This is a genomic window from Nocardia sp. NPDC055321 (assembly GCF_053645575.1).
Map to the genome: position 1 here is coordinate 447,884 of NZ_JBSHMS010000003.1, position 23,293 is coordinate 471,176.

Annotated in this window: 21 protein-coding genes, 1 tRNA gene, 1 pseudogene and 1 riboswitch; of the genes and pseudogenes, 15 read left to right on the plus strand and 8 right to left on the minus strand. The window is 66.0% G+C overall.

Going from position 1 to position 23,293, the window contains the following annotated elements; translation table 11 throughout:
* Nucleotides 1-9: 9 nt before the first annotated feature.
* Nucleotides 10-1,659, minus strand: a complete 1,650-nt coding sequence (locus ACWIGI_RS06850) for an ABC transporter substrate-binding protein (protein ID WP_454201392.1) — start codon at nucleotides 1,657-1,659, stop codon at nucleotides 10-12.
* A 15-nt stretch (nucleotides 1,660-1,674) separates the two neighbouring features.
* Nucleotides 1,675-1,863, minus strand: a riboswitch (cobalamin riboswitch).
* A gap of 73 nt (nucleotides 1,864-1,936) precedes the next feature.
* On the minus strand, nucleotides 1,937-3,238 hold the full coding sequence (locus ACWIGI_RS06855) for an acyltransferase family protein (RefSeq protein WP_454201393.1): 1,302 nt from the start codon (nucleotides 3,236-3,238) through the stop codon (nucleotides 1,937-1,939).
* Nucleotides 3,239-3,494: 256 nt separating this feature from the next.
* Between ACWIGI_RS06855 and ACWIGI_RS06860 the strand changes: the two genes are divergently transcribed.
* From ACWIGI_RS06860 to ACWIGI_RS06890, 7 genes are all read left to right on the plus strand, one after another.
* On the plus strand, nucleotides 3,495-4,718 hold the full coding sequence (locus ACWIGI_RS06860; RefSeq protein WP_454201394.1) for a homogentisate 1,2-dioxygenase domain-containing protein: 1,224 nt from the start codon (nucleotides 3,495-3,497) through the stop codon (nucleotides 4,716-4,718).
* 8 nt (nucleotides 4,719-4,726) lie between these two features.
* The gene (locus ACWIGI_RS06865) at nucleotides 4,727-5,893 is read left to right on the plus strand and encodes an alpha/beta hydrolase family protein (RefSeq protein WP_454201395.1); all 1,167 of its coding nucleotides are present in this window, start codon (nucleotides 4,727-4,729) and stop codon (nucleotides 5,891-5,893) included.
* A gap of 22 nt (nucleotides 5,894-5,915) precedes the next feature.
* Complete coding sequence (locus ACWIGI_RS06870) at nucleotides 5,916-6,593, plus strand: IclR family transcriptional regulator (RefSeq protein ID WP_454201396.1); 678 nt, start codon at nucleotides 5,916-5,918, stop codon at nucleotides 6,591-6,593.
* 104 nt (nucleotides 6,594-6,697) lie between these two features.
* Complete coding sequence (locus ACWIGI_RS06875; RefSeq protein ID WP_454201397.1) at nucleotides 6,698-8,206, plus strand: aldehyde dehydrogenase family protein; 1,509 nt, start codon at nucleotides 6,698-6,700, stop codon at nucleotides 8,204-8,206.
* A complete protein-coding gene (locus tag ACWIGI_RS06880; RefSeq protein ID WP_454201398.1) occupies nucleotides 8,206-9,399 on the plus strand; it encodes a CaiB/BaiF CoA transferase family protein in 1,194 nt (397 codons plus the stop codon). Before ACWIGI_RS06875 ends, ACWIGI_RS06880 begins: the two co-directional genes overlap by 1 nt.
* A 576-nt stretch (nucleotides 9,400-9,975) precedes the next feature.
* Nucleotides 9,976-11,577, plus strand: a complete 1,602-nt coding sequence (locus ACWIGI_RS06885; RefSeq protein WP_454201399.1) for a hypothetical protein — start codon at nucleotides 9,976-9,978, stop codon at nucleotides 11,575-11,577.
* A 48-nt stretch (nucleotides 11,578-11,625) separates the two neighbouring features.
* On the plus strand, nucleotides 11,626-12,459 hold the full coding sequence (locus ACWIGI_RS06890; protein WP_454201400.1) for a hypothetical protein: 834 nt from the start codon (nucleotides 11,626-11,628) through the stop codon (nucleotides 12,457-12,459).
* A gap of 174 nt (nucleotides 12,460-12,633) precedes the next feature.
* Here ACWIGI_RS06890 and ACWIGI_RS06895 read toward each other — a convergent pair whose 3' ends face one another.
* On the minus strand, nucleotides 12,634-12,777 hold the full coding sequence (locus ACWIGI_RS06895) for a hypothetical protein (RefSeq protein WP_454201401.1): 144 nt from the start codon (nucleotides 12,775-12,777) through the stop codon (nucleotides 12,634-12,636).
* A gap of 151 nt (nucleotides 12,778-12,928) precedes the next feature.
* On the opposite strand from ACWIGI_RS06895, the gene ACWIGI_RS06900 reads away from it, so the two are divergent.
* The gene (locus ACWIGI_RS06900) at nucleotides 12,929-13,327 is read left to right on the plus strand and encodes a YunG family protein (protein ID WP_454201402.1); all 399 of its coding nucleotides are present in this window, start codon (nucleotides 12,929-12,931) and stop codon (nucleotides 13,325-13,327) included.
* Between the two features lie 53 nt (nucleotides 13,328-13,380).
* Here the strand turns inward: ACWIGI_RS06900 and ACWIGI_RS06905 are convergent, their stop codons facing one another.
* Entirely contained in the window at nucleotides 13,381-13,953 is a 573-nt protein-coding gene (locus ACWIGI_RS06905; RefSeq protein ID WP_454201403.1) for a GNAT family N-acetyltransferase, read from the minus strand.
* Entirely contained in the window at nucleotides 13,950-15,290 is a 1,341-nt protein-coding gene (locus ACWIGI_RS06910) for a helix-turn-helix domain-containing protein (protein WP_454201404.1), read from the minus strand. Before ACWIGI_RS06910 ends, ACWIGI_RS06905 begins: the two co-directional genes overlap by 4 nt.
* A gap of 168 nt (nucleotides 15,291-15,458) precedes the next feature.
* Between ACWIGI_RS06910 and ACWIGI_RS06915 the strand changes: the two genes are divergently transcribed.
* From ACWIGI_RS06915 to ACWIGI_RS06930, 4 genes and pseudogenes are all read left to right on the plus strand, one after another.
* Complete coding sequence (locus ACWIGI_RS06915; RefSeq protein ID WP_454201405.1) at nucleotides 15,459-15,620, plus strand: hypothetical protein; 162 nt, start codon at nucleotides 15,459-15,461, stop codon at nucleotides 15,618-15,620.
* A 33-nt stretch (nucleotides 15,621-15,653) separates the two neighbouring features.
* Nucleotides 15,654-15,899: a GntR family transcriptional regulator gene (locus tag ACWIGI_RS06920; protein WP_454201406.1), complete on the plus strand. Its 246-nt coding sequence runs from the start codon at nucleotides 15,654-15,656 to the stop codon at nucleotides 15,897-15,899.
* Nucleotides 15,896-16,432, plus strand: coding sequence for a hypothetical protein (locus tag ACWIGI_RS06925; protein WP_454201407.1), 537 nt, complete (start codon nucleotides 15,896-15,898; stop codon nucleotides 16,430-16,432). The genes ACWIGI_RS06920 and ACWIGI_RS06925 overlap by 4 nt, the downstream gene beginning before the upstream one ends.
* A gap of 90 nt (nucleotides 16,433-16,522) precedes the next feature.
* A pseudogene (locus ACWIGI_RS06930) lies at nucleotides 16,523-16,756 on the plus strand (integrase core domain-containing protein); the annotation flags it as partial.
* 117 nt (nucleotides 16,757-16,873) lie between these two features.
* On the opposite strand, the gene ACWIGI_RS06935 reads toward ACWIGI_RS06930, so the two are convergent.
* From ACWIGI_RS06935 to ACWIGI_RS06945, 3 genes are all read right to left on the minus strand, one after another.
* Entirely contained in the window at nucleotides 16,874-18,595 is a 1,722-nt protein-coding gene (locus tag ACWIGI_RS06935; RefSeq protein ID WP_454201408.1) for a UvrD-helicase domain-containing protein, read from the minus strand.
* Complete coding sequence (locus ACWIGI_RS06940; protein WP_454201409.1) at nucleotides 18,592-20,439, minus strand: ATP-dependent nuclease; 1,848 nt, start codon at nucleotides 20,437-20,439, stop codon at nucleotides 18,592-18,594. Before ACWIGI_RS06940 ends, ACWIGI_RS06935 begins: the two co-directional genes overlap by 4 nt.
* Before the next feature lie 458 nt (nucleotides 20,440-20,897).
* Nucleotides 20,898-20,970 (minus strand) — tRNA-Ala (locus ACWIGI_RS06945).
* 139 nt (nucleotides 20,971-21,109) lie between these two features.
* Between ACWIGI_RS06945 and ACWIGI_RS06950 the strand changes: the two genes are divergently transcribed.
* The 3 genes from ACWIGI_RS06950 to ACWIGI_RS06960 all read left to right on the plus strand — a co-directional run bounded on the left by ACWIGI_RS06950 (nucleotide 21,110) and on the right by ACWIGI_RS06960 (nucleotide 23,293).
* Nucleotides 21,110-21,904: a phosphatase PAP2 family protein gene (locus ACWIGI_RS06950; protein ID WP_454201410.1), complete on the plus strand. Its 795-nt coding sequence runs from the start codon at nucleotides 21,110-21,112 to the stop codon at nucleotides 21,902-21,904.
* 147 nt (nucleotides 21,905-22,051) lie between these two features.
* Nucleotides 22,052-23,146, plus strand: a complete 1,095-nt coding sequence (locus ACWIGI_RS06955) for a serine/threonine-protein kinase (RefSeq protein ID WP_454201411.1) — start codon at nucleotides 22,052-22,054, stop codon at nucleotides 23,144-23,146.
* Nucleotides 23,147-23,149: 3 nt separating this feature from the next.
* On the plus strand, nucleotides 23,150-23,293 hold the full coding sequence (locus ACWIGI_RS06960; RefSeq protein WP_454201412.1) for a hypothetical protein: 144 nt from the start codon (nucleotides 23,150-23,152) through the stop codon (nucleotides 23,291-23,293).

Below are 23,293 nucleotides of genomic sequence, written 5' to 3' on the forward strand. Positions count from 1 at the left end.
CGAGCCGGGCTATTCGCCGGTCCGGCTGGTGATGTGCCTGCGCACGCTCGACACCGTGTAGTCGGCCCACTCCGGGCCGGTGACCACGGTGAAGTACTTGAAGGTGCCCGCCACCACGTACGCCTGGTCACGCACCAGAATCTGTTGTGCCCGTTGCAGCAGCGCGTCGCGGCGGGCGGTGTCGAACTCGCCGCGCAGCTGGGCGCCGATGGCGTCGATCTCGGGATTCGCCACGCCCTGCGCGTTCGCCGAGCCGCCGGTGGTCCAGCGCACCAGGTACGGCTGGATCGGATCGGCGGTACCCGAGAGCGAACCGCTCAGTGCCACCGAGGAATCCCACGCGGCCGGGTCCTTCTTCACCGCGGCCGAATCCTCGGCGTTGTCGATCCGCAGCTCGAAACCGGCACGGGCGACCTGGTCCTTCATCGCGATCGCGACATCGGTGGTCTCCGGGCCCTGAGCTTGAGTCACGAACCGCACCAGCAGTTTCCGGCCGTCCTTGACCCGGATGCCGTCCGGGCCGGGTGTCCAGCCGGCCGCGTCGAGCAGGCCCTTCGCCTCGTTCAGGTCGTACCGCTGGTTGCCCGAGGCGAACGACATGGTCGGCGGGTAGAGCCCGGCGGCCGGTGCGAACTGGCCGTTGCCGACATCGGCGGCGATGCCCGCGTAGTCGATGGCGGCGGTGAAGGCCTTGCGCACGGCGGTATCAGTGAAGATTCCGGCCTTCAGATTCATGTCCACCAGCAGCGACTGCAGGGCGAGTTCGGAGGACAGCACGTGAATGTCCTTCTCGCCCCGCAGTTCCAGCTTCGCCGAGGTGGACGGGTAGAACGCCATGTCGGCTTCACCGCTGCGCACGCCGGCGAGGCGGGCCTGCTCGTCGGGGACCACGCGCACGGTGACGCCCCGCAGCGGCGGCGTTCCCTCCCAATGGTTTCCGAACGGCGCGAGCACCAGGTTGTCCGGCGACCACGCGGTGATGGCGTACGGGCCCGAGTACGCGCCCGCGCCGACGATCTTGGCGGAATCGCCGTTGGCGGCGTCCATCGCGGCGACATCGTAGATCTGCAGCGAGTTGTCCCGGGCCGCCAGCGCGGCGGGCACCATCGCGTTCGGGGCGGGCGTGGTGATCACGACGCGCTTGCCGTCGGCCCGCACGGTCGTGGCCGCGTCCAGATACACCCGGGCCGCGGCGGATTTGGCGATCTGCCTGGTCAGCGCGGCCGCGACCGCGGCGGAGTCGACGGGCTTGCCGTTCTGGAAGGTCACGCCCTCGCGCAGGGCCACGACCCAGCGGTTATCCCCCTCACGGGTAACCGATTCCGCCAGCCACGGCGCGACCTCACCCGTCTCGTTGACCTGCAGCAGGTTCTCCGCGACACCCCAGTCGAACAGCCAGTTCGTGCCGGTGCCCGCGGGATCCAGCCCGGCGATCTTGTAGGAGTTGTAGATGGTCAGCGTGCCGTCGCCGGACTCCCGCAGGGCGCGGGCCGAAGCCGCGCCGTCACTCTCACTCGCCGAACACCCGGCGGCGACCATGGCCACCGCGAGCAATCCGGCGACGACACCCGCAACCCGGGAGCGACGATGTCGCCCCGCACCGGAAGCATGGTCGGATAGCCGCTCGGCACCGGGCCGGCGGCGTGCGTACACGCGCATTCTCATCCTCGTGAAGCTCGATCCTGAACGGGCGCAGGTATCCTGGCTCCCGGATCAACGCTCGCCTTCGGCCTTCCAACCCAGGAAGGTCGTGGCCGTCAGATGAAGGTCTGCTACCCGGTCACAGTTGCGGGACAGCCCCGGATTCACACCGGTGTTCCCTGCCCGCTGAACCTAGCAGCCGCGGCCTCGCGGGTGGTCGGCTAACTCCCCGCGCATCATTCGGTTGCCCCGCTCGTTCGTCAGAGAGCGAGCGGATGGATCGTGACAGCGGGCGCTACGCGGCGACGGTCGCGGGTCGTTCGGCCGCGTTCGCGCGGGAGTCGATCCTGGCGATCACGCGGTGACCGAGAGTGTGACAGGGCTTCTCGATGAAACGGTAGGTGAGCGCGGAGATCAGCAGCGCCGTCGTCACCCAGGTCAGCAGGGTCAGCCACTGGGCGGGAACGCCCAGGACCGACGTGTTCCAGCGCGGGATGGCGTCGAGGATCAGCGCGTGAACCAGATAGAGGGAGTAGCTGATTCGGCCCAGGTAGAGCAGCGGGCGGGGGAACGAGTAGCGGCGCAGCAGCAGAAAGGCCGCGAACATCACGTAGGCGGGCAGGATCGTCAGGGGCTGTTTGACCCAGGTGACCCACACGCCGGTGATCGGATCGACGACGGCCGGAACCAAGGTGCTGACGCCGAAGATCAGGCACATGGCGAAGGCGAACACCAGCCACCCGCGCGGCGCGGTGATCTCGCCGGCGGTCATGCGGTAGAGCACCGTGCCGAGGAACATCGTGGCGAGGTAGCCGAAGGTCAGCACCGAGGCGCCGGGCTGATTCAGGAACAGGGGCACGGCGATCACCGAGATCAGGATCGCGGCGAGCGCGGCGCGGCGGTCGGTCGCCAGGCACGCGAAGACCGTCGCCGCGGTGATGGTCGCGACCACCACGATCGAACGGGTCAGGGCGCCGGCGTCCGCGCTCGTGAGCAGTGCGGGCGGCAACAGCGCGCCGGGCACGATCAGGACCAGCGCGCCCACCGCCAGCGGCACCGACCGGCGATTGATCCGGGCGATGAGCAGCAGCGACAGGATCAGATAGAACACCAGCTCATAGGACAGCGACCAGGAAGCGCCGATGATCTGGATGTCCCAGCCGCCGATGAAGAACTGCATCATGGTCAGATTCGCCAGGAAGTTCAGAACAGGCTGATCCCAGAACGGATCCGGCAGTTCATATCTGCCGAACGAGTTCAGCAGCATCGCCGCGACCAGGCAGGCCCAGAACAGCGGGAAGAGCCGGAAGAACCGGCCGGCCCAGAACGCGCCCAGCGAGCGGCCGCGTTCGAGCGAGGCCGGAATGATGAATCCGCTGACGATGAAGAAGACGAACACACCGAACTCGCCGAGTCCGAAATACGCCTGCGAGAAGCGGAAATACTCGGGCCAGAGCCGCTCGGAACAGTGCTGCACCACCACCGCCAGAGCCGCCAGGCCGCGCAATGCGTCGAGAAACTCGAATCGCCCGGCGCGACCGCGCGCCACTGGTTCCACGGGGGCGACCGCGGGCGCGATGGGGCTGTCGACCGTCATGAGGGAAAGCCGCCGAAATGTCGAAACACAGGTGACGGGCAGGAACCGAGGTGGAGCACAGCTGAGAGTAGTAGCACGCTGTTCGCTGTTGCACCAATCCGGACGAGGCGGACATCCGGCCGCGGGAGCGGACCGGCGCACCCGGACGGCAGAGTGGCCGATTTACAACCGGCCACACGCGCTCTACGGTGTTCGAATATAGGACACCGTGCACCGAATATCGAGCATGGCATGGTGCAAGGAGAGCGGAGGAACGGTGCCGTACTACCGGACCGTGGGACTCGTACCACCCAAGCGCCACACCCTCTTCGAGGACGAGGATGGACAGCCGCTGTTCGAGGAGTTCATCGGCGAAGAGGGGTTCTCGAGCACGGGTTCCCTGCTCTACCACCGCGGCGTGCCGTCCAGCTTGGTCGACAGCCGAACCTGGGATGTGCCCGACCAGAGCCTGACGCCCAATCTGCCCTTGCGCCCGTTGCACATGCGCCTGCCCGACCTGTGGGCCGGTGGCCCCGCCGGCGATATCGTGCGTGATCGGCGCCTGTTCCTGGGCAACTCGGACGTGCGGCTGTCCTATGCCGTATCAACCGAGCCAACTCCGCTGTACAGCAACGGCATCGGCGACGAGGTCGTGTTCGTCGAGTCCGGTGCGGCCGTCCTCGAAACGATCTTCGGCCGGCTCGAGGTGCGCCAGGGCGACAACGTGGTCATTCCCCGGGTCACGATCCATCGGTGGCTCCCGGTGGACGTCGAGGCCAACGGCCCGCTGCGCGTCCTGATCGTCGAGGCCGCCGGGCACATCCGGCCGCCCGACAAACACCGCTCCCGCTACGGCCAATTCCTCGAGGGCTCACCGATGACCGAGCGCGACCTGCGCGGGCCGACCGAGCCGCTGGTGGCCGCCGACCGCGCGGGTGACCACGAGGTCTACGTGAAACACCGCGCGGGCTCGTCCGGTATCGCGGGGTCGATCGTCGTCTACGACCACCATCCCTTCGATGTCGTCGGCTGGGATGGGCACCTGTACCCCTACGCGTTCAACTACCGCGACTTCGCACCGGTGGTCGGGCAGTCGTTGATGCCGCCGCCCACGTATCAGGTCTTCGGGGGTGACGGGTTCGTCATCTGCAACTTCGTCCCGCGCCCACTGGAATTCGGCGAGCGGACGTTCAAGGTTCCGTACTACCACTCGAACGTGGACTCCGACGAAGTCATGTTCTATTTCGCCGGAGAGACCGCGGCCCGCAAGGGATCCGGGATCGTCACCGGATCCGTGTCACTGCATCCCGCGGCCTACACGCACGGCCCGCGCCGCGAGGCGTACCTCGAATCGGTGACCATGACCGAGCAGAACGAGATGGCATTCATGATCGACACCTTCCGCCCGCTGGAGGTGGGCGAGGCCGGCCTGGCCAGCAACCAGCCGGACTACCCGTGGACCTGGTCGGGACGCGGACCGAACGGCCCGGTGGCCCGATGAGGGCGCACGTGCGAGCCGAATCCTTCCGCCGGGTGCCGGTAATCCTGCACAGCGACGAAATCCCCACCGCGCGTGAGACCTACGGCTTCGCCGCCGGGCACGGTACCGTCCTGGAAGGCCAGCTGTTGCGCGCCGAGCGGGACGCCGACACGGTGTTCGTGTTCATGCACCCCACGAGCACGTTGAATCTGTTGCCGATGCCCGCGGCACTCGCCGAGCGTGGACATCACGTCCTGTGCGCGGCCGGTCGCTATCCGAAGAACGACAGCGCCCTCATTCTGGAAAAGGTGGTCCTCGATCTCGGCGCGTGGGTGCGCTGGGCGCGCGAGGCGGCCGGGTACGAACGCGTCATCCTGGTCGGCTGGTCCGGTGGCGGTTCGCTGTCGCTGCTCTATCAGGCCGAGGCCGAGGACCCGACCATCACCGACACACCGGCCGGTGATCCGGTGGACGTGGTGGGCGCCGGCATCGCCCCGGCCGACGCGGTGATCTTCATCGCCGCGCACCTGTCCCGGGCCGAAACCCTGACCGAGTGGATGGACCCGTCCGTGCTCGACGAGTCCGACCCCGCCCACCGCGACCGCGAACTCGACATCTACGCGGCCGACGCACTCCGAAGTCCGCCGTACGGCGACGAATTCGTGGCCCGCTTCCGAGCGGCGCAGCGGGCCCGCAACCAGCGCATCACCGACTGGGCGCGGCACCGGCTGCTCGAACTGCGCGAGGCCGGCGGGCTCGAGGTCGAGCAACCGTTCATCGTGCACCGCACCATGTGCGACGTGCGCTGGCTCGACCCGGCGGTCGATCCGAACGACCGCCGCCCGGACCGGTGCTATCTCGGCGACCCGCGAACGGCCAATGTCGGCCCGGTCGGGCTGGCGCGCTACACCACGCTGCGGTCCTGGCTCAGCCAATGGAGCCTCACCGCCTCCCGCGGGTCCGGCCTGCGGAACGCGGCGCGCATCCGCCGGACGCCGGTGCTGCAGATCGAGAACAGCGCCGACGACGCCGTCCCGGCCACCCATAACACGTTGGTCCGCGACGCCTTGGGTACCGAAGACGCTACGTATCACGTCATCCGGGGCGCGACCCACTACTACGTCGACCAGCCGGGCCATCTCGCCGAGTGTCTCGACGTCATCGACGCCTGGTGTCGGGCTCGAAACCTGCTGTGAGCGATCGATACGCTGCTGTCTCATGACGGACGCGCCACAGGCCCAGGGATCAGAACGCTTGCGCTCGAGTGACACATCGCAGACCCTCAGCCGGGGGCTCGACGTGCTGGCGCTGGTGTGCGCGTCGGATATCGGGCTGACGCCGGCCCAGATCGCCGCCGAGCTGGATCTGTCGCGCACCATCGTGTATCGGCTCGTCGGGACGCTGGTCGAGCACCGGCTGGTGCGGCGCAACGCGGATGGATTGTTGAGCGCGGGTCTCGGCACGCTCGCGCTCACCCAGAATCTCGTTCCCACGCTGCGCCAGGGTTCGCACGAAATCCTGGAGACGCTCGCGGAGCAGCTGGGAGCCACGGCCCACCTGAGCATCGCGGACGGCAACGAAGCGCTGGCTGTCGCGGTGGTCGAACCCCGCTCGACCACCTTCCACGTGTCGTACCGGACCGGCAGTCGCACACCCCTCGAACTCGGCGCCATGGGCCGGGCACTGGTGGCCGCCCGCCGCGGTGAACGGGAGATCTTCACCAGCGAGGGACAGATCGTCGCCGGGGCGCGCGGCATAGTGGCCTCGTTGCCGGGGATCCCGGGGCTGGCCTGCGCGTTGGGCGTCGTCACCCTGGCCGGCACCGACACAACCGGCTGGGATGCGCACGTTCGCGCCGCGGCTGTCGATCTCGAAGCAATCCTCAACCAGCAGTAGGCGATCGGACCGGATTCACGAATATCGGACGGAGGACTTCACAAATCGGGACGGCGCGTTAGGGTGGGTCCGTTGTACCGTTCCGCCCAGGAGGCTTGCCCGCGATGAGTTCCGACTACCTCTCCACCGACGCGGTGGTAGCCGAGCGCCCGACAGAGTTCCCACCCCGTGACCTGTGGATCGGCGGCGAATGGCGACCCGCGAGCGGCGGAGCCACCTACACCTCGCGAAACCCGGTGGACGACGCCGCAATCACCGAGATCGCGCACGCCTCCGCGGCCGACGTCGACGCCGCTGTCCGGGCCGCGCGGCACGCGTACGAGACCTCCGGCTGGCGGGCGATGGGTGGCACCGAGCGCGGCCGGATCCTGTTCGCCGCAGCCGATCTCATCGCCGCCGACGCCGAGTACCTGACCGCGCTCGAGACGCTCGAGGTCGGCAAGCTCTACCGCGACGGGCTGTACGGCGACATCCCCGCCGCCCTCGCGACCTTCCGCTACTACGCCGGTTTCGCGGACAAGCTGTACGGCTCCACCGTTGAACTGCCCGACTATGCCGGTCGCCATCGCCTCAACTACACACTGCGCGAACCGCTCGGGGTCGTCGGCGCGATCACACCGTGGAACAACCCGATCGTGGTCGCGGGCTGGAAGATCGCGCCCGCGCTCGCGGCCGGCAACAGCGTCGTGATCAAGCCGCCGGAGGACGCCGCGCTGTCGATCCTGCGCCTGGCCGAACTGCTGGAGCGGGCCGGAGTCCCGGCCGGCGTGTTCAATGTCGTCACCGGCGAGGGCGAAACCACCGGGGCCGCCCTGGCGAATCATCCGGGCCTGGACAAACTGACCTTCACCGGAAGCCCGGAAGTCGGTGCCCTGCTGTCCCTCCACGCGCGGGGTCCGGCCGGCGCCCAATTCCGCAGGGTCACACTCGAATTAGGCGGCAAGAACCCCCAGATCGTCTTCCCGGACGCCGACCTCGACGGCGCCATGCCGTTCGTGGCGGTCGGGAACTTCCTGCACCAGGGCCAGGTGTGTGCGGCGGGAACCCGTGTCTACGTGCACGATTCGCTCGTCGACGAAGTGTGCGAGCGGCTCGCGGCGCACGCGAAGGGCATCGTCCTGGGTGACCCGTTCGCCGACGGTGTCACGATGGGACCGGTCATCAACGAGGCAGCGCTCACCAAGATCACCGGCTACCTCGACGGCGCGAAGGCCGACGGCGCCACCCTCGTCACCGGTGGCAGGCGAGCGGACCGGGACGGCTGGTTCGTCGAGCCGACCGTCTACCGCGGCGCGCAGCACCAGCGCATTGCCCGCGAAGAGATCTTCGGACCGGTGGCGACGGTCATCCCGTTCTCGACCACGGACGAGGCGCTCGCGCTGGCCAACGACACCCACTACGGCCTCAACGCGATCGTCTACACCGAGAGCCTGCACACCGCCCAGCGCGCGGCACGCGAACTCGAGGTCGGCAACGTCTGGATCAACGCCTTCGGCATCCCCGACATGACCACCCCCTGGGGCGGTCGCGCGGGCAGCGGCCTCGGACGTGAGCTCGGCCCGCAGGGCATCGAGGCTTACACCGAGGAAAAGACCGTGCAGATGATGTTCTGATGGGACCGCTCGAGGGGTTCCGGGTCATCGAACTGGGCACGCTGATCGCCGGTCCGTACGCGGGCCGACTGCTGGCCGACATGGGCGCGGACGTCATCAAGATCGAGGCGCCGGACCGGCCGGACCCGCTGCGCGAGTGGGGGCAGGCCTCGGGAGGGCACCAATTCTTCTGGACCGTCCACGCCCGCAACAAACGCTGCATCACGCTCGACCTGCGCAACCCGGAAGGCAGGGACTTCGCGCTCGAACTGATCAAGGGCGCGGACGTCCTGATCGAGAGCTTCCGGCCGGGCACCCTCGAGCGCTGGGGGCTGGGCTATGACGTTCTCAGCGAACTCAATCCGGGCCTCGTGCTCGCGCGCGTCTCCGGCTACGGCCAGACCGGTCCGCGCGCGTCCCAGCCGGGTTACGCGTCGGTCGCCGAAGCCATGAGCGGATTGCGGTACGTCAACGGCTATCCGGGTCAGGCGCCGCCGCGCATCGCGTTGTCGCTCGGTGATTCGCTGGCGGGCATGGTCGCCTACCAGGGCATCCTCGCCGCACTGCTGGCGCGCGGGCGCACCGGGCGCGGACAGGTGGTGGATGCCGCACTGACCGAGGCGAGCATGTCGGTCCTCGAGTCCACCGTCCCCGACTATGACCAGACCGGCCACGTGCGCCGGCCGTCGGGCACCCGACTCGATCGGGTCGCGCCGTCGAACCTCTACCGCAGCGCCGACGACCTCTGGGTCCTGATCGCCGCCAATCAGGACACCGTCTTCGGACGGCTGTGCGAGGCCATGGGAATGCCGGAGCTGGCGAAGGATTCGCGGTTCGACACCCATACGGCGCGTGGTGACAACCAGGACGAACTCGACGACATCATCGCGACCTGGGCACGCGGGTTCGATGCCGACGCGCTGATGAAGCTGTGCGACGACCACGACGTGGTGGTCGGCGGCGTGAACACGGTCGCGGAGGTCATGCGGGAACCGCAGTTCCTCGCGCGGGGCCTGTTCGTCGACCACGACGACGAGAACGCCGCGCGCCCGGTCAAGGGCGTCCGGCCGCTACCGCTGTTCAGTGATACTCCGGGCGAGGTGCGCTGGGGCGGACCGCGTCGTCCGGGCAGCCACAACGCCGAGGTCTACGCGGAGTTGCTGGGCATCGACGAGGAGGGCTTGGCCGACCTGGTCGACCGGGGCATCGTGTGACGGGTTGATCGGGGCCGGGCTTCCGCTGTGCAACCGGTCTCCTGAGAATGTCGCCGAGACGTGTTGCAGTACAACCGGTGCCGCGATCGGCGTGGACACGGTGGCGACCAGCGCGCTGAGCCCGCGCACCGGCTCCGGCTCGGACGCCAGCTTCGTGAGTCAGATCCTCGAACCTCACCGCCGCCCGCGACGGCACATGAGATAAGCGCACCTACGAAGTGCCTTTCCAGACTGGTCGCCCGCTATCTGGAACTGCTGGACGAACGCGGTCCAGCTCCCTTCGACGTCGCCGGCGCGTATGCACTGGCGGGCCGCATGGGGTGTTCAGCTGTTTCGGTGAATCGTGTGTGTTCGTGAGCGAATGTGCGTTTGCGTGAGTACGTGTTCACCACGTTCTTGGGGGGTGCGTGTCGTTCGGTGGCCGCGGCGCGCGCGATCATCTCGCGGGATCGCCCGGTTCACCGAAAACCATATGAACACACGTTCGATTCCCTATCCTTGCTGGTGCCGGGGTGGTCGAGTGAGGGAGGTGCGAGATTGGGCAGGAGCAAGAGACGGTTCCGGGTACCGTTCGTCGTGGCCGCACCCTCGGGGGTGCGTATCCGTACTCGTCTGCATCTCACTCCGGCCGAGGCTCGAACCCTGTGCGAGATCGGTGATTTCACCGGCGGACTGTATCGCCGCGAGCTCGCCGCACGCATCACCCGTGGCCCCTTGGATCGCGAGGGTCAGAGCGCGTACCGGACCGAACGCAAACGGGCGCTCACCGCCGAGACCTCCTCGCGGTGGGCCGGAGCGATCACTCGCACGGTCGAGGATCAATACCGGTCGGGGATGCGCGCACTCGACGCGCATGTGCGCGAGCTGGACACGGCGATCGCGATCCTCGAGGCCCGATGCGCACTCGCGCCGAGGCAACGCGACGGGAAGATCACCGGCTACCGGGACGCGGCCGAACGTTTCGCCAAGACCCGCCGCCTCACGAGCCTGCGCGACCGCGCCCGCCACGCACGTGCGGCCTGGACGGCGGGGCGTCCGGTGATCGTGGCGGGCGGGAAACGGTTGTGGCGCACCCGCAACCACCTCGAGGAGGCGGGCCGGTCCGAAATCCAGTGGCGGCGCGAGTGGGACGCGGCCCGTATGTTCTTGACCGCGGACGGGGAAACCGGCAAAGCCGGAGGCAACGAAACCCTGCGTGTCACACCCGGCACCGGGCAGCTACGGATCAAAGTTCCTGCCGCGCTGGCCGATCGACTCGGCACGCACCTGGTGATCGCGACTCCCGTCGCGTTTGCTCACCGGCGCGCGCAATGGCACGACCGGATCGCGCACCATCGCGCTGTCCGCTACGACATCGTGCACGACCCGGTACGCGATCGCTGGTACCTGGATGCGTCCTGGGCCATGGAATCGGCCCCGCCCGTGCCGCTCGATACGCTCCGGTCCGGGCGCGTGCTGGCGGTGGACCTGAACGACGGGCACCTGGCCACCTGCGTGCTCGATCGCTGCGGTAACCCGATCGGCGCACCGGCCACCATCGCCCTGGCCGGACAAGGGGTTTCGTCTTCACGACGGGACGGGCACCTGCGCGCCGCGCTCACCACCGTGCTGGATCAGGCCGAGGTCGCCGGGTGCTCGGCGGTCGTGATCGAGAACCTCGACTTCGCCGACGCGCGCGCCACCGGCCGCGAAACCCTGGGACGCGGCACACGCGGTAAACGCTTTCGCCGCACGGTCGCGGGAATCCCCACCGCCCGGTTCCGGGACCGCTTGTGCGGCATGGGCACCCAGCGTGGTGTCGCGGTGGTGGCGGTCGATCCCGCGTACACCAGCAAGGCCGGTGCCAAGCACTGGCGCACGCTCTTGCAGGAACAATCACAGACTTCCGGTCCCACCGTCACCGCTCATCACGGGGCGGCGGTGGCGATCGGTCGACGTGGACTCGGGCTCAAACTCTCGCGTCACTCGAGTGGTCCCCCTCACGCACGGAGGAGCGTGGCGGGTCAACCCTCGAGCCTGGCGGGAGCCTCACCTCGGGTACGCGTGACGCAGACAAAGCACTGTCCCACCCCCGGCCCCTACGGGCGGCCGGACGGGTCCGGCGGTCAGCAGCCTGCGTCGGCGGTCAAGACCGTTCGGACCGCCACCGAGCGACACTCACCATCGCTCACCGAATAGGAACGGTACGGGGATGAACGCGATCTGGATGATCTGATCAGGTTCGGGGTGGAACAGGCGAAGGTCCGATTCCGGGCGAACGGGTGGGGATTGGGCGCTATGCAGGCGCTCGGCGGGGATGACGGCTTCGACCCGCACCTGTACGTGTGGGGCCGCCCCTATTTCATTACCGCGCAGGCGCCGGAGGATGTCGCCGAGGCGGTGCTGCAGTACAACCGGTGCACGGTTGATCAGGTGGATCAGCTCGCGACGCATCAGCTGTCGCTGCTCGACCGGCGGCTGCCCGGCCGCGTGCGGCCCGATACGGAGGGCACACTGCCCGCGGATCACCACCTCGCCGACGAGGTCGGCGGCCATATCGTGCTGCTGCGCAACGCTGTTCGCGCACTGCGGTCCGGGCAGCCGTTCGTCAAGCCGGACGGCGAGCGCGCCGATCCGGGCGACATCCTGGTCGGGAACCTGCAATTCGTGCTGGTCGAGTTTCTCTCGTACATCCTGCCCGGCTGGATTCAGCGCGGAAAGGCGTGGCCGACGCTGCTCGAGCGCACCGCCGAATTGGACGGCTACTCCGGCCTGGTCGACAACTCGGCGTTGCTCGGCATGCTGCAGTCGGAATTCCCGTCACTCGAATGGCAAGCCAACTACACGATTCCGGCGAACTACGAGGTCGGCGGCTACGTCAGCCCCGCCGCGGTGAAGCTGACCCGCCACTGGCTGGCGCGCAATTCCGACGAGCTGCTCGCCGAGGAGGAGGACGGCGACGATTACCTCCGCACCGCGCTGCGCAAGACCGACGAGGCTCTCGCGCTGGCGGTGCGAATCGGCGGCGGATTCGTGGAAGCGGCGGAGATCTATATTCCGATGCAGGGGAAGATGAACTGATTCCGCGGGGTCAGAGGTAGGTGTAGGCCGACTGATTGCCGTCCACGCGGACGCAATCAGTTGGTGTTCTCCCCGCCCGCACTTGCGCTCCTCTCAGCGCCCGCAGTCGCGGGAGGGCCGGGCACATTCGATGTCGCGCAGCGGTTCGTTCGGGCAGTGGCGCTGCCCGCCGCCCTACTTGGCTGTTTTGAGAACCGAAGCGGCACGCGCGAGTTTCCGCTTCAGGATCTTCTCGGCTTCGCGACGGCGCTCGGCGATCTGCTCCGACGTGAGCGTCACCCGGGTGACGCGACTGGGTCCCTGTGTCAACGCGCCCATCACTCGCCTCCTCGCACAATTGCTCTATTGCGGGACATATTACGCGTGTCGGGGCGTCCGGCACCAACGATGTGTGCGGTGGGCGCGTCTGTAACCAAAAATTCTCCAATGCCTTTCGTCGCCACGGTTCGACCGCGCTACGGTTTCGGGCATGGGAGCGGCATCCCTCGAAGCCCTGAGAAACGCTGTAGAGCAGTCATGGTCGGCTGACACGGCCGCCGGGTCCGGCTGGTCCGAGGTCAATCGCGCGAAGGGCCAGTGCGCGGTCACCGCCTGCGTGGTTCAGGACGACCTCGGCGGAGAGATCCTCCACACAACTGCGACATTGCCCGGTGGCGAGCAGGTTTCGCACTATTTCAATAGCGTCGCCGGCAGGTTCGTCGACCTGACGCGAACGCAGTTCCCCGCGGGTACCCGGTTTTCCGATCCAAGGCCGAAAACGAAGGAATTCGCCTCGACTCGCGAGTACTGCCTGTCTTACGACAGCACGCGACGGCGGTATGAGGCGTTGCGTGAGCGGGTCATGAACCATCTCCCCCGGCAGGATTAGTCGGACATCCACATCCCGAGGAACTCCGCTGCCTCCGGAACGAACGAATGCGGCTACAGCTCGCGAATGAGCACGTCGAAATGCGGCGCATCAGGCCAACTCGGGCGCAGAGCACCGACCTTCCGCCACCCCCACTTGCGATATGCCTTGTAGGCGCGCTCGTTGGCCGGCTGGACGAGCAGCGTCGCACGGCGCTCCGACCGCGCAGCGAGCAGTTTGTCGTGTAGCGCGCGAGCGAGTCCATGGCCGGTGTACTCCGCGCACACCATGATCTCGCTGAGGGCGAAGGTTCGTGTTCCGTCCTCGGCGATGAACTCGTCGTGGTCACCCTCGTCGAGCACGAGCCCCGACCACCACCGCGCATTTACTCCGAGTGGCCAGCCCCAGGTCTGGCCAGCGGGCGCACCGTTGACATGTGCGAGGACCAGTTCGAACCCGCTGCCGCGGTCGGGGTCGGTATAGGCCTCGAACCTGCGCATGAATTCGGCTGGTGATTCGAACGAGTCGCCCGATGCGATGGCGTCAACGTACGACCGGCGGTAGATATCCTCGACGACCTCTCGGATTTCGCGTGCCCTCGTGGCCGAGCAGTGTTCGAATGTCAGCCCGGCAAGTGGTGTGTTCACGATGCGATTGCCTTTGTGAGAGAGTCGAACCGGCCGCGGAACTCGTCACCGAGCGCGAGCCCGTCGACTGCCGATCGGACGGGTTCGAGAACCTTCAGGGTTCGCGTGGACGACACGGATGCAAGGCTCGCCAGGACCGGCAATCCCTCATCAACCGCGCCGCCGATGTCACCGATCTGCGCCCGCGCTGCGGCCGACCACGCACTGAGATGAATCGCATTGCGTGTGCTCGCTTCCTTATGGGACGCGGCACCGTAGAGCTCAACCGACCGTGAGATCTCGCCCATGTCTCCATACCCGCGGGCCTCGTGTCCCGCAATCTCTGAGTGCGTCACGAACCGCAACCAGTGTGGGCACTCGTCGATAGGTTCGTAGTGTGCGGCACTGTCCATTTCGCGCCATGCCGTTGCGAGGGCGCGACCGAAAGCCAGCCGGTCGCCGATCACGCCGTAGGCTTGCGCCTCACGCACGGCGACGAGTGCATGAATACGGCCCGGCGGACGCCCGCGCATGAGATCACGCGCCCGGCGAATGAGCTTGAGCGCATGGTGCGGGCTTCCCGCGCCGGCCCTGCTCAGGGCGATGGATTGATTTGCTCCGTTCAGGCAGGCGTGAGCAATGAGATCGGGATCGTTGGCTTCCGTACCAAGCGCCATCGCATCGGCGTACAGCCGGCGTGCGAGCGGGTGCCGGTCGGCGTCGTACGCGAGCCAGCCGGTCAGGACGGCGAGATGTCCTGTCGCGCTGGCGAATGCGTCCCCTGTCGCGTCATCGTAGGCGCAGGTATCGAGCTTGTTCTTGGCGAGTGCAAGCTGCTTCACGGCGAAGTCGACCAGAGCTGCGCCACCCGATTGTTGGTCTTCACGTTCCAGCGCGTCGACACCGGCGAGCAGACGGCGCACGTCTCCCGTGTCGAGACGATCCTGTTCACCAGCAAGCAGGACCACCGCGCCGAGCGAGGCCAACTGTCCGAATTCGCGGCGTCTCACGTTGTCGTCGACCTCCCATGCGTACACACCGAACGAGTCCGGCGTACCCGTTGCCGGATTGGAGGATTCGGTTCCATTGAGTCCAGGATGCCGTCCACTTTGCGATCGTGCAGGGACAAGCGCGGCGGTGAACCGGTCGAGTTGAGCGGCATTCAAGCCCTCGAGCATCGTGTCGAGCGCCTCGGCCGAACGCCGCACGACCGGCCGCTCGCTGGTGGCCCGCTGTTCCCACTTCTGAATGGTGGACAGATCGAAGCCGATGACCGCGGCGAGTTCTTCCTGCGTCATACGCAACGCCGCCTCGCGCAACGCCTTGACCTCGGTAGCTGTCCACTTCTCGACGATCATCGCTCCCCCTCGCAACGGTTCGTAGGAGAAGCGTACGACCAGCGTCGTAGCTCCGTGGGTGGGATGAGAGAGGCGAATGGATGAGGCTGAAATTGGCCTCGACGCCGGGTGAACCCCCGGCGTCGGGTGCTCTCCATCCGTCGTAAGGGAATTGGAGGAACACCCGACATGGAAATCATCCTCTTGCTCGCGGTCGTCGCGCTGGTGCTCGGCGCCGCGACCCAATTCGATCGAGGCCCGCGCCGCAACGACGAGTTCGGCGTCGCGGCGATCATGGCCAGAATCGAGGCCGAACTCGATCGCGCCCGCCTTCCCGAAATGCGCAGGTGACCAATGACTCTGACGCCGTATGAGGCTGAGATCTTGGCCGAGCTCACCGACCTCGACGTGCCTGCCTCTCGTACCGTGAACGAGCTTCGCGCCACGATCGAGATCGGCGAGTCGACGATCCGCCGCGCGCTCGCGCGGTTGACCCGCGACGGTCTCGTATCCCACACCAATCAAGGTCCGGCGAGGTACCGGTCGACCGACCGCGGCGACTTGGCGTTTCGCCGGTCCGGTTGGACCAAGCACCGGAATCTCGGGACCGTGCGAGGTGTGTCGCCGTGAATGCGACCGAGCTGCCGGGCGACCGGGAGAAACGCCAGAACGAAATCCCCCGCACAGGCGAGGCACTCGTCGCCCCCGCACGTCGGCCGCAATCCGAAATGCAATGCGGACACAGGGTGTGGGCCGCCATCAGTGGCGGGTTGGAGATCGCCGAGGCCGAGAGCGCCAACAGGATGGGCGTGGAACACATGTTGCTTCACCTGCTGCGCGATCCCTCCTTGATCCCTGTCCACGAGTTCGATGCGATGCGCCTGCCTGCCAGCGTGGTTTTCGCCCGGCTCGCCGAGCAAGCCCTCAGTCGCGAGAACCCGACCATCGGGGCGGGTGTGTCCGCAAGCGCGGTCTTCGCCCGGCTCGCCGAGAACGCTGGGAGCCGCGAGAGCCCAACGTGCGGAACAGGATCGAAGGGAGGTGATGAAGTGGACACGCTCATTGAGGAGCCGGGGCCTAATGGCGACAGCAACGACAACTGGAACGTCTCGTTAAAAACGGACGACGACAGCCAGGATGGTGCCAAATCGAGCCAGATCTAGCGCTGATTTTCGACGACGCCCCTACGGACCGAGGCACCACCGCGGGGGCGTCGCTGGACTCGTGAGCGGGACGGTTGGGACGTGAAAGATGTTGTTTACCATCATGATCGCGGACCAATACATCTCCATCGCCGTCACCGAACGGCTCGCCGAAGCCGGGATCCAGCCCTCGGTCGGAACGGTCGGCTCGCCATATGGCAACACCTCGCCGAGATGATCAACGAGCGTTCAAAACCGACCTGATCAAACCCGTGCCCGTGGCGCACGGTCGATCAGGTCGAGTTAGCCACGGCCGAATGGGTGGACTGGTTCAACCGCCGGCGGCCCTACTAGTACTGCGGCGATATGCCGCGCCGCCGAGATGGAAGCCGCCTACTACGCTCAGCAACCCGCCGAGCTGTCACACTGATGAGTCTCCAGACTCACCAGGCCGATTCAGTTTCATGGTGGTGGGGGTGTCAAGGCTAGTGCGCCGCTTGGTCGGACGAGTACGACGAGATGGCGGGCGCGAGTGATAGCCACTCGCAGAAGTCGACGGTCGGCCTGCTGCTGCTTCGACACTGGATCAGAGTCGAGGAGCGGCACATCATGGCGACCTTCGACGATGACGACAGCATCGAACTCCTTGCCTTTGGACTTGTGCATCGACATGAGGTGTACGGCTGAGTCACTGGGTTGTTGCACGTCGAGGGCTTCGGTCGCCAGCGCCGTCCGTATGGAATCGACGGCCCCGGGATACCCGGATGTGCCGTTCCACGTGTCTGATAGCGCCCACGCTACGGCGTCAGTCGCGTTGAGGAGTCGGATCAGGCGGGCCTTGGTGGCGACCTCATCGAGTTCAGCACTGCCCCGCAGGGTGGTTCGTGCGATCTGCCAGTCTGTGACTGATCGACCGGTGAACGACGGTGCGGCCTCGGCTGATTGGAGTAGCCATGTCGCGGTCTTTGAGACGGGTTTCTTTCCGCTCTGGATGGCGCGTATGGCGCGTTCGAGCGTCGCTATTTTGCTCCGTGCGCCAGCTGTACCGAGGCCGACCTTGACGTGGTAGTAGTCGGCGAGGCTCTGAAGTGTGCTGATTGTGCCCTGTTCGGCCGAGCGCGTCGGCCACTCGAGGATGCTGCCGACGACAAGAGCAGAAGCGGCTGCCAACTCTGGATCCCAGTATAAAATGTGATCGATGGGCCTCAGATCATCGCCGTTTAGGGCTTCGTCTTGAGACAGGGCTGTGGAGATCCTGCCCGCGAACGCGTTCACTCGTGTGAGAACCGCGAGAGTGGGTGGGACTGATAGCTGTTCGCGGAGCCTTTCCAATACGCGTTGGACAACCCGATGAGTCACCTGTTCCGGTTTCTCGTAGCGATACCGCACCGGATGGACGTTGGTTGGTTTCGAGATAGGGGTGTTGCGTAGGACTGCGTTGGCGTACTCGAGAATTCCCGAGCTGGGACTGCGGTGGTTGTCCGAGGACAGGTCGAATGTCTCTGGCTCAAGTGTCTTCTTCGCTTCCTCGAGGCGATGCTCGTCGACGCCCTCGATGTGGTCGAAGATCCGTTGGTCTGGGTCTGCGAGGCAGATGATCGTGCTTCTCTTGCTCAGCGCGCGAACCACTCGCCACTGGTCGGTGTTGGTGTCCTGGAACTCATCGACGATGACCACAGGGTAGCGAGTGCTGTATAAATTGCGCAGGTCCGCGCTGCGCTCGAAAAGTTCCGCCACAGTCGGCGCGAGTGTGTCGAAGACATACAGCGACTCTTCGGCCGCGAGACGCCGCTTCTCGACTGCCCAGGCGTCCGCATCTCCATCGAAGTCCGCGCGTCTCTGCGCTTCTCGTTCTGGGGTGATAAATCTCGCCTGTGCGCCGGTTAGAAGGCGGCCATGACTACGCACGAGATCGAGAAAGAACGAGTGAAATGTCCTTACAGAGAGGCTCGACCGCTGCTCGCGATTCAGGGTGCTCTGCATACGGTCGGATACCTGGCGGACGGCTGCCCGAGAGAAACTGAGGAACAAGATGCGCTGCTCGGCATGAAGTTCCGTACTGTCCTTGGCTGCCTTGAGGAGCGCGATCGTCGTTTTGCCGCATCCAGGTCCGCCCTCGATGACAATGTGGCCGGGAGCTGCGAGGATGGCCTTTCGCTGCTCATCGAGTTCGATCGCTTTCACTGCGCAACGGGATCGGCCACGGCGCCCTGCTCGTCACTCGGGGTATTCGACGCCGCAACGGCATTTGTGCTCATGGCAATGTCCGCGTCGATAGCTCGCAGGAAGTCGACGTAGGTCTTGGGCAGCTCGCTGACGTCCGCGGCCTCGGCAACCAGCAGGGCGGCATAGCCGTAGTACGCGCCCTTACGGGTGAGCAGGACCTTCTCCGCCAGTCGTTCTGCAGCCTGGTCATCGTCGCCTGGGTCGAGGTAGCCACATTCTGTTGGGTAGTCCGACCGTGATGCAACCGTGGCAAGGAAGGCTCGCTTGGGTCGAATCGGCATCTCGTCCATAAGCAGCTTCTCAATGCTCTTGTGGGGTATCTGAATGTAGATGTCGAACGCTTGGGCTTGCTGCGCAGCATCGGCTGGGAATGGGCTGTTGGGGGTGTCGTGAAGGCCATAGCAACGCTTGCCGAGTGCCTTGAAAACGGGACCTAGCGTAGGGACGGAAGCGTCACTCTTGGCGTCGTAGACCGAGACACCAGCAAGGTCGAGATGGGTGTAGGTCACGGTCGGATCGGCCTCCATGACATCGGCGACCGCAGGTATGACAGAAGCCTCGGTGCCGCCTTCCACCACCAGGACTCCTCGACCGAGGATGGCTTCGGCGAACTGGCGGCGTTCCTCCCGCACCTTTTTCGGCTTCATCAAGGCACCGAGATCAAATGGGTCGCTGGTGAGAACACCCTCATCTGTCCGTGACAGCATCAAGACGCTTTCGGGTGCGAATCGCTCGATGACGTACGGCGAATGAGAGGTGACGATGGCCTGCCCCATACGGCCACGCACGAAGTCGACGAGACGGCGTTGCGCGTGCGGCGGCAGCGCAATCTCTGGCTCTTCCATAGCGAAAATTACCGCGTGGTCACCCTTGAGTTCAGCAATGTAAGTGAGTAGCGCGAAGACCAGCAGGTTCAGAGAGCCGGTGCTGAGGCGGTTGAATGGCACGGCGTGGTGGCCCGGCGACGCTGTGACGAACATTCGCAGGGTTTCGCGGATTGACTCACGTGTCAGGTCCGACGGGTGAACATGCACACCTCGGTCATCGAGTGCCATGAACTTGCCAACGCGGGTCTGCACCTCGTTCAGGACTGCGTCGAGTTTGGACTTCTCGCGCAGGTCGAGGTCGGCTAGAGCGGCACGGGCGCGTTCCCACAGGTCTCCGGTGGCCTGATCCTCGAGGCGAACGATGGTGTCGAGCAACGAGCCCCGTTGGAAGCTCATGGCCCGGGTGCCCGTGCGGTTGGTTCGCAGGTACAAGTACCCGCAGTAGCGCTTGTCATCGCGATTGAAGATACGGCGACCTTCGCCGAGCTCAGTTGATGCGCTTGACAGGTCATCGATGACCGGATCGGGGTGGGCGAAGAAGGTGTTGCCCTCGAAGTCGTCCTCCCTCGCGTCGAACCGTCCCAAGAATACAAGCGGAAGGCACCAAGGGTGTTCATCGGCAGTGTCGACGGCATCGGGGTTCTGGTCGGCAAAGTCACGCTTTCCAACCGACCATTTCCGGACGAAGTTGCCAAACCTGGTCAGCGCAGTGTTGCTGAGATCAACAAGGACGACCTCGATCTCGACCTGAGGGGTCGAGTCACCGCATGGCTGGTAGTCGGCGCCGAAAAAATCGTACTCATCGATAACTGGCCGCCGGAACATACGCTCAGGACCCAGGACTAGATCGAGCGCCTCGCACACCGTTGACTTACCTACGCTGTTGCCACCAACGAGTAGCGCGTTGCCGTTGAAATCAACTCGTCCCGCGGAGATACCTCGGAAGTTCTTGATACGGACCCGACTGACGCGCACGCAGTACCCCTGGATGAACTCGTGGATCTGACCGATGATCGCCCACGACCTTCTCACAGACTGCACGCCCGACGCACGCCATCCTGATGTGAACCGGCAGTAGGTTTGGGGCATCCCGCTTCAGTTGGCTCTTTGAAGGCCAACTACTCCTTGTAGCAGGAAGTGCTGTTGATGATGGGACCTGTTTGGTTCGCCCTGGATGACGTGGACCGAGCCAACGGGAGTTGGCTTCGATCACCAACTGCCCTCCCGAAAACCGCAGGAGGTCCCCGTTCCCATTTTCGATGCGCCCCGCCGAAGAATCGAACCTGCGACAGAGGTAGGTAGTGATCGAAACTGCGGCCGGAGCAGTCTGCAGGCCGCGTCCATCAAACACATGGCCAAAACGGAGGTTCGGGGGCAGCACGGAAAAGCCAGGGCGGGCCGGATCTCAGATCCGGCCCGCCCTGCTATTTCTGTGGAGCTAAGGGGACTCGAACCCCTGACCCCCACACTGCCAGTGTGGTGCGCTACCAGCTGCGCCATAGCCCCGAACCTTGCGCTCGGTGTCCGAGTGCGGGGATGAAGTTACACCATGACCTGGGGGTCAGGGCAAATCGTGTGGACCCGGGTGCCGGCCGTGGGGCGAGACCGCGAGCACGAGCCAGCGAGAGGGTTAATGTTGGGCTACATGGGACACGGTTGGGGCGAGAAGGTCGTGGGGGGCATTCTGCGAGTGCGGTGGGTGCTCATGGGGGTCGGGCTTTTCGTCATTGTCGCCGCACAGGTGGTTGCGGGCGGATGGCTGACCAGGTGGGACGTGGGGGTTTTGGAGTGGTTCGTCGCGCACCGGAGTGACGGGTGGAGTACCACCGCGCGGGAGTTCACGTTCTTCGGGAACCCGGGGCGGGCCACCGTCGTCGCGGCAGCGGTTGCTGTATTCGTGGGGTGGCGAGCCAAGGACTGGAGGGCGGCGGTCTTGATCGGGGGCACCGTCGCGGGGGCGGCGTTCGCGGGGGCGATGCTCAAGCAGGTGCTCGACCGGTCGCGGCCGCCGGCCGACACCCGGATGACGGTCGTGACCAACATGTCGTTTCCCTCGGGGCACGCGGGGGCCACCACGGCGCTGGTGGGCGTGGTGCTGCTGACATACCTGAGCACCCGGCCGGGGCGGTTGCGGGCCTGGGGCGCAGTCGCATTGGGGGTGGTGTTGGTCATCACCATGTGCCTCACGCGGCTATACCTCGGGGTGCACTGGCTCACCGATGTGGTGGGCGGCACCATTCTCGGCGGCACCGCGGTCGCCATTGCCGCGGTGGCGCAAGCCCATTGGCGGCCGCGATACACCGCCGTGCCGGACAAGGGCGGCGCAGGAAATTCCGCAGCACTGGAGAAACCGCAGGCCCGAACCGCGCCGAACGACGTTCGAGGCACCCGCGGGGACGATGACGCGACCAACCAAACAGACGGTTTCAATCGTCGCTGAATGGCCGTCAGATGACTTGGGGCGGAAGAAAATATCGGGGCGGCCGTTCTGACGCCCGCGTACACTCGGCGGTGATTCTGGTTCGTCCGACAAGCCGTCCAAGGAGGCCGGCCGGCGAACCATCCGGGGTGGAGGGATCGCACGCGCTTGAGGCTCATCAATAACCGTTACGAGCTCCGCGAACTCGTCGGCCGAGGGGGAATGGCCGAGGTCTGGGGAGCGTGGGACAGACAGTTGCGCCGCCAGGTCGCGGTCAAGGTGCTCGATTCCGGGAGTCTGCCGCCGCTCGAACGAGATGAGCGAATACAGCGGCAGCGCTTCGAACAGGAAGCCCATATCGCCGCGCAGATGAACTGCCGCAATATCGTGATAGTCCACGATTCCGGCATCTTCACCGAGAACGGCAGACGCTACCCGTTCCTGGTCATGGAATTCATCCACGGCAGAAACCTGCGCCAGTATTTGCGGGACCAGCAGAACACTTCCCTGCCCGCGCTCTTCCGCATTCTCACCGACGCACTCGAGGGCCTGGTCTACGCGCACGCCAAACACGTCGTGCACCGCGACATCAAACCCGAGAACATCATGATCTGCCGCGACGGCCCGGCCAAGCTCGCCGACTTCGGCATCGCCATCGAGATGCGCGCCACCATGCGCAGACTCACCCACGATCAGCGGGCCCTGGGCACCCAGCCCTACGCGGCCCCGGAATACCTGCACCACGGCGAGATCACCCACCTCAGCGATGTCTACTCCTTCGCCGTGGTGTGCGCCGAGGCCCTCGAATTCGCCTACGGCGGTGAGCCCCTGCCCACCGATCTGCGCTTCGAACTCGATCGCGCCCGCTCGCTGGACCCAGCGCTGCGGCATCGCTCGGCGGCCGAGTTCCAGCACCTGTTCCGGCAGGCGATAGACCGGGCCATGCACCCGGTCCGCAATCCCCCGCCCGAGCTCGAGACCACCAAACGCATGCAGACCACCCTGCTGACGCCCGGCGACACCGGCCATCTCGACCCCGAGCCGCCGGCCCCCGCGCTGCCGACGCACACCACCTGGCAATTCCTGACCGCGCCGATGATCGAATCCCGCCAGCGGATTCTCGCCGGGCTGCATCGCGACGACTTTCGCATCATCGGCGGCGTGCTGGCCACCGCCGTCACCGTGGGAATCCTCACGGGCGGACTGGCTTTCATCCTGCTCACCTGGGTGTGCGTGCAGGTCGTGAACTTCGTGGGAGGCTGAGCAGTGAATCGACCGACCGGCGCCGGGTGGCAGCTCTACGTGTATCCCGGCTCCCGGGCCTCCACCTGGCTGCGCCGCGCGTTCCGCGTCGGCGCGGTCGCCTTCGGCTGCACGATCGTGCTGCTCACCATCGCCGTGCTGAGCTGA

Bases quoted from the DNA above. Each gene is read 5' to 3' on its own strand.
- ACWIGI_RS06850 (WP_454201392.1), bottom strand. From the start codon at position 1,659: ATGCGCGTGTACGCACGCCGCCGGCCCGGTGCCGAGCGGCTATCCGAC.
- ACWIGI_RS06855 (WP_454201393.1), bottom strand. From the start codon at position 3,238: ATGACGGTCGACAGCCCCATCGCGCCCGCGGTCGCCCCCGTGGAACCA.
- ACWIGI_RS06870 (WP_454201396.1), top strand. From the start codon at position 5,916: ATGACGGACGCGCCACAGGCCCAGGGATCAGAACGCTTGCGCTCGAGT.
- ACWIGI_RS06875 (WP_454201397.1), top strand. From the start codon at position 6,698: ATGAGTTCCGACTACCTCTCCACCGACGCGGTGGTAGCCGAGCGCCCG.
- ACWIGI_RS06880 (WP_454201398.1), top strand. From the start codon at position 8,206: ATGGGACCGCTCGAGGGGTTCCGGGTCATCGAACTGGGCACGCTGATC.
- ACWIGI_RS06895 (WP_454201401.1), bottom strand. From the start codon at position 12,777: ATGGGCGCGTTGACACAGGGACCCAGTCGCGTCACCCGGGTGACGCTC.
- ACWIGI_RS06900 (WP_454201402.1), top strand. From the start codon at position 12,929: ATGGGAGCGGCATCCCTCGAAGCCCTGAGAAACGCTGTAGAGCAGTCA.
- ACWIGI_RS06910 (WP_454201404.1), bottom strand. From the start codon at position 15,290: ATGATCGTCGAGAAGTGGACAGCTACCGAGGTCAAGGCGTTGCGCGAG.
- ACWIGI_RS06915 (WP_454201405.1), top strand. From the start codon at position 15,459: ATGGAAATCATCCTCTTGCTCGCGGTCGTCGCGCTGGTGCTCGGCGCC.
- ACWIGI_RS06950 (WP_454201410.1), top strand. From the start codon at position 21,110: ATGGGACACGGTTGGGGCGAGAAGGTCGTGGGGGGCATTCTGCGAGTG.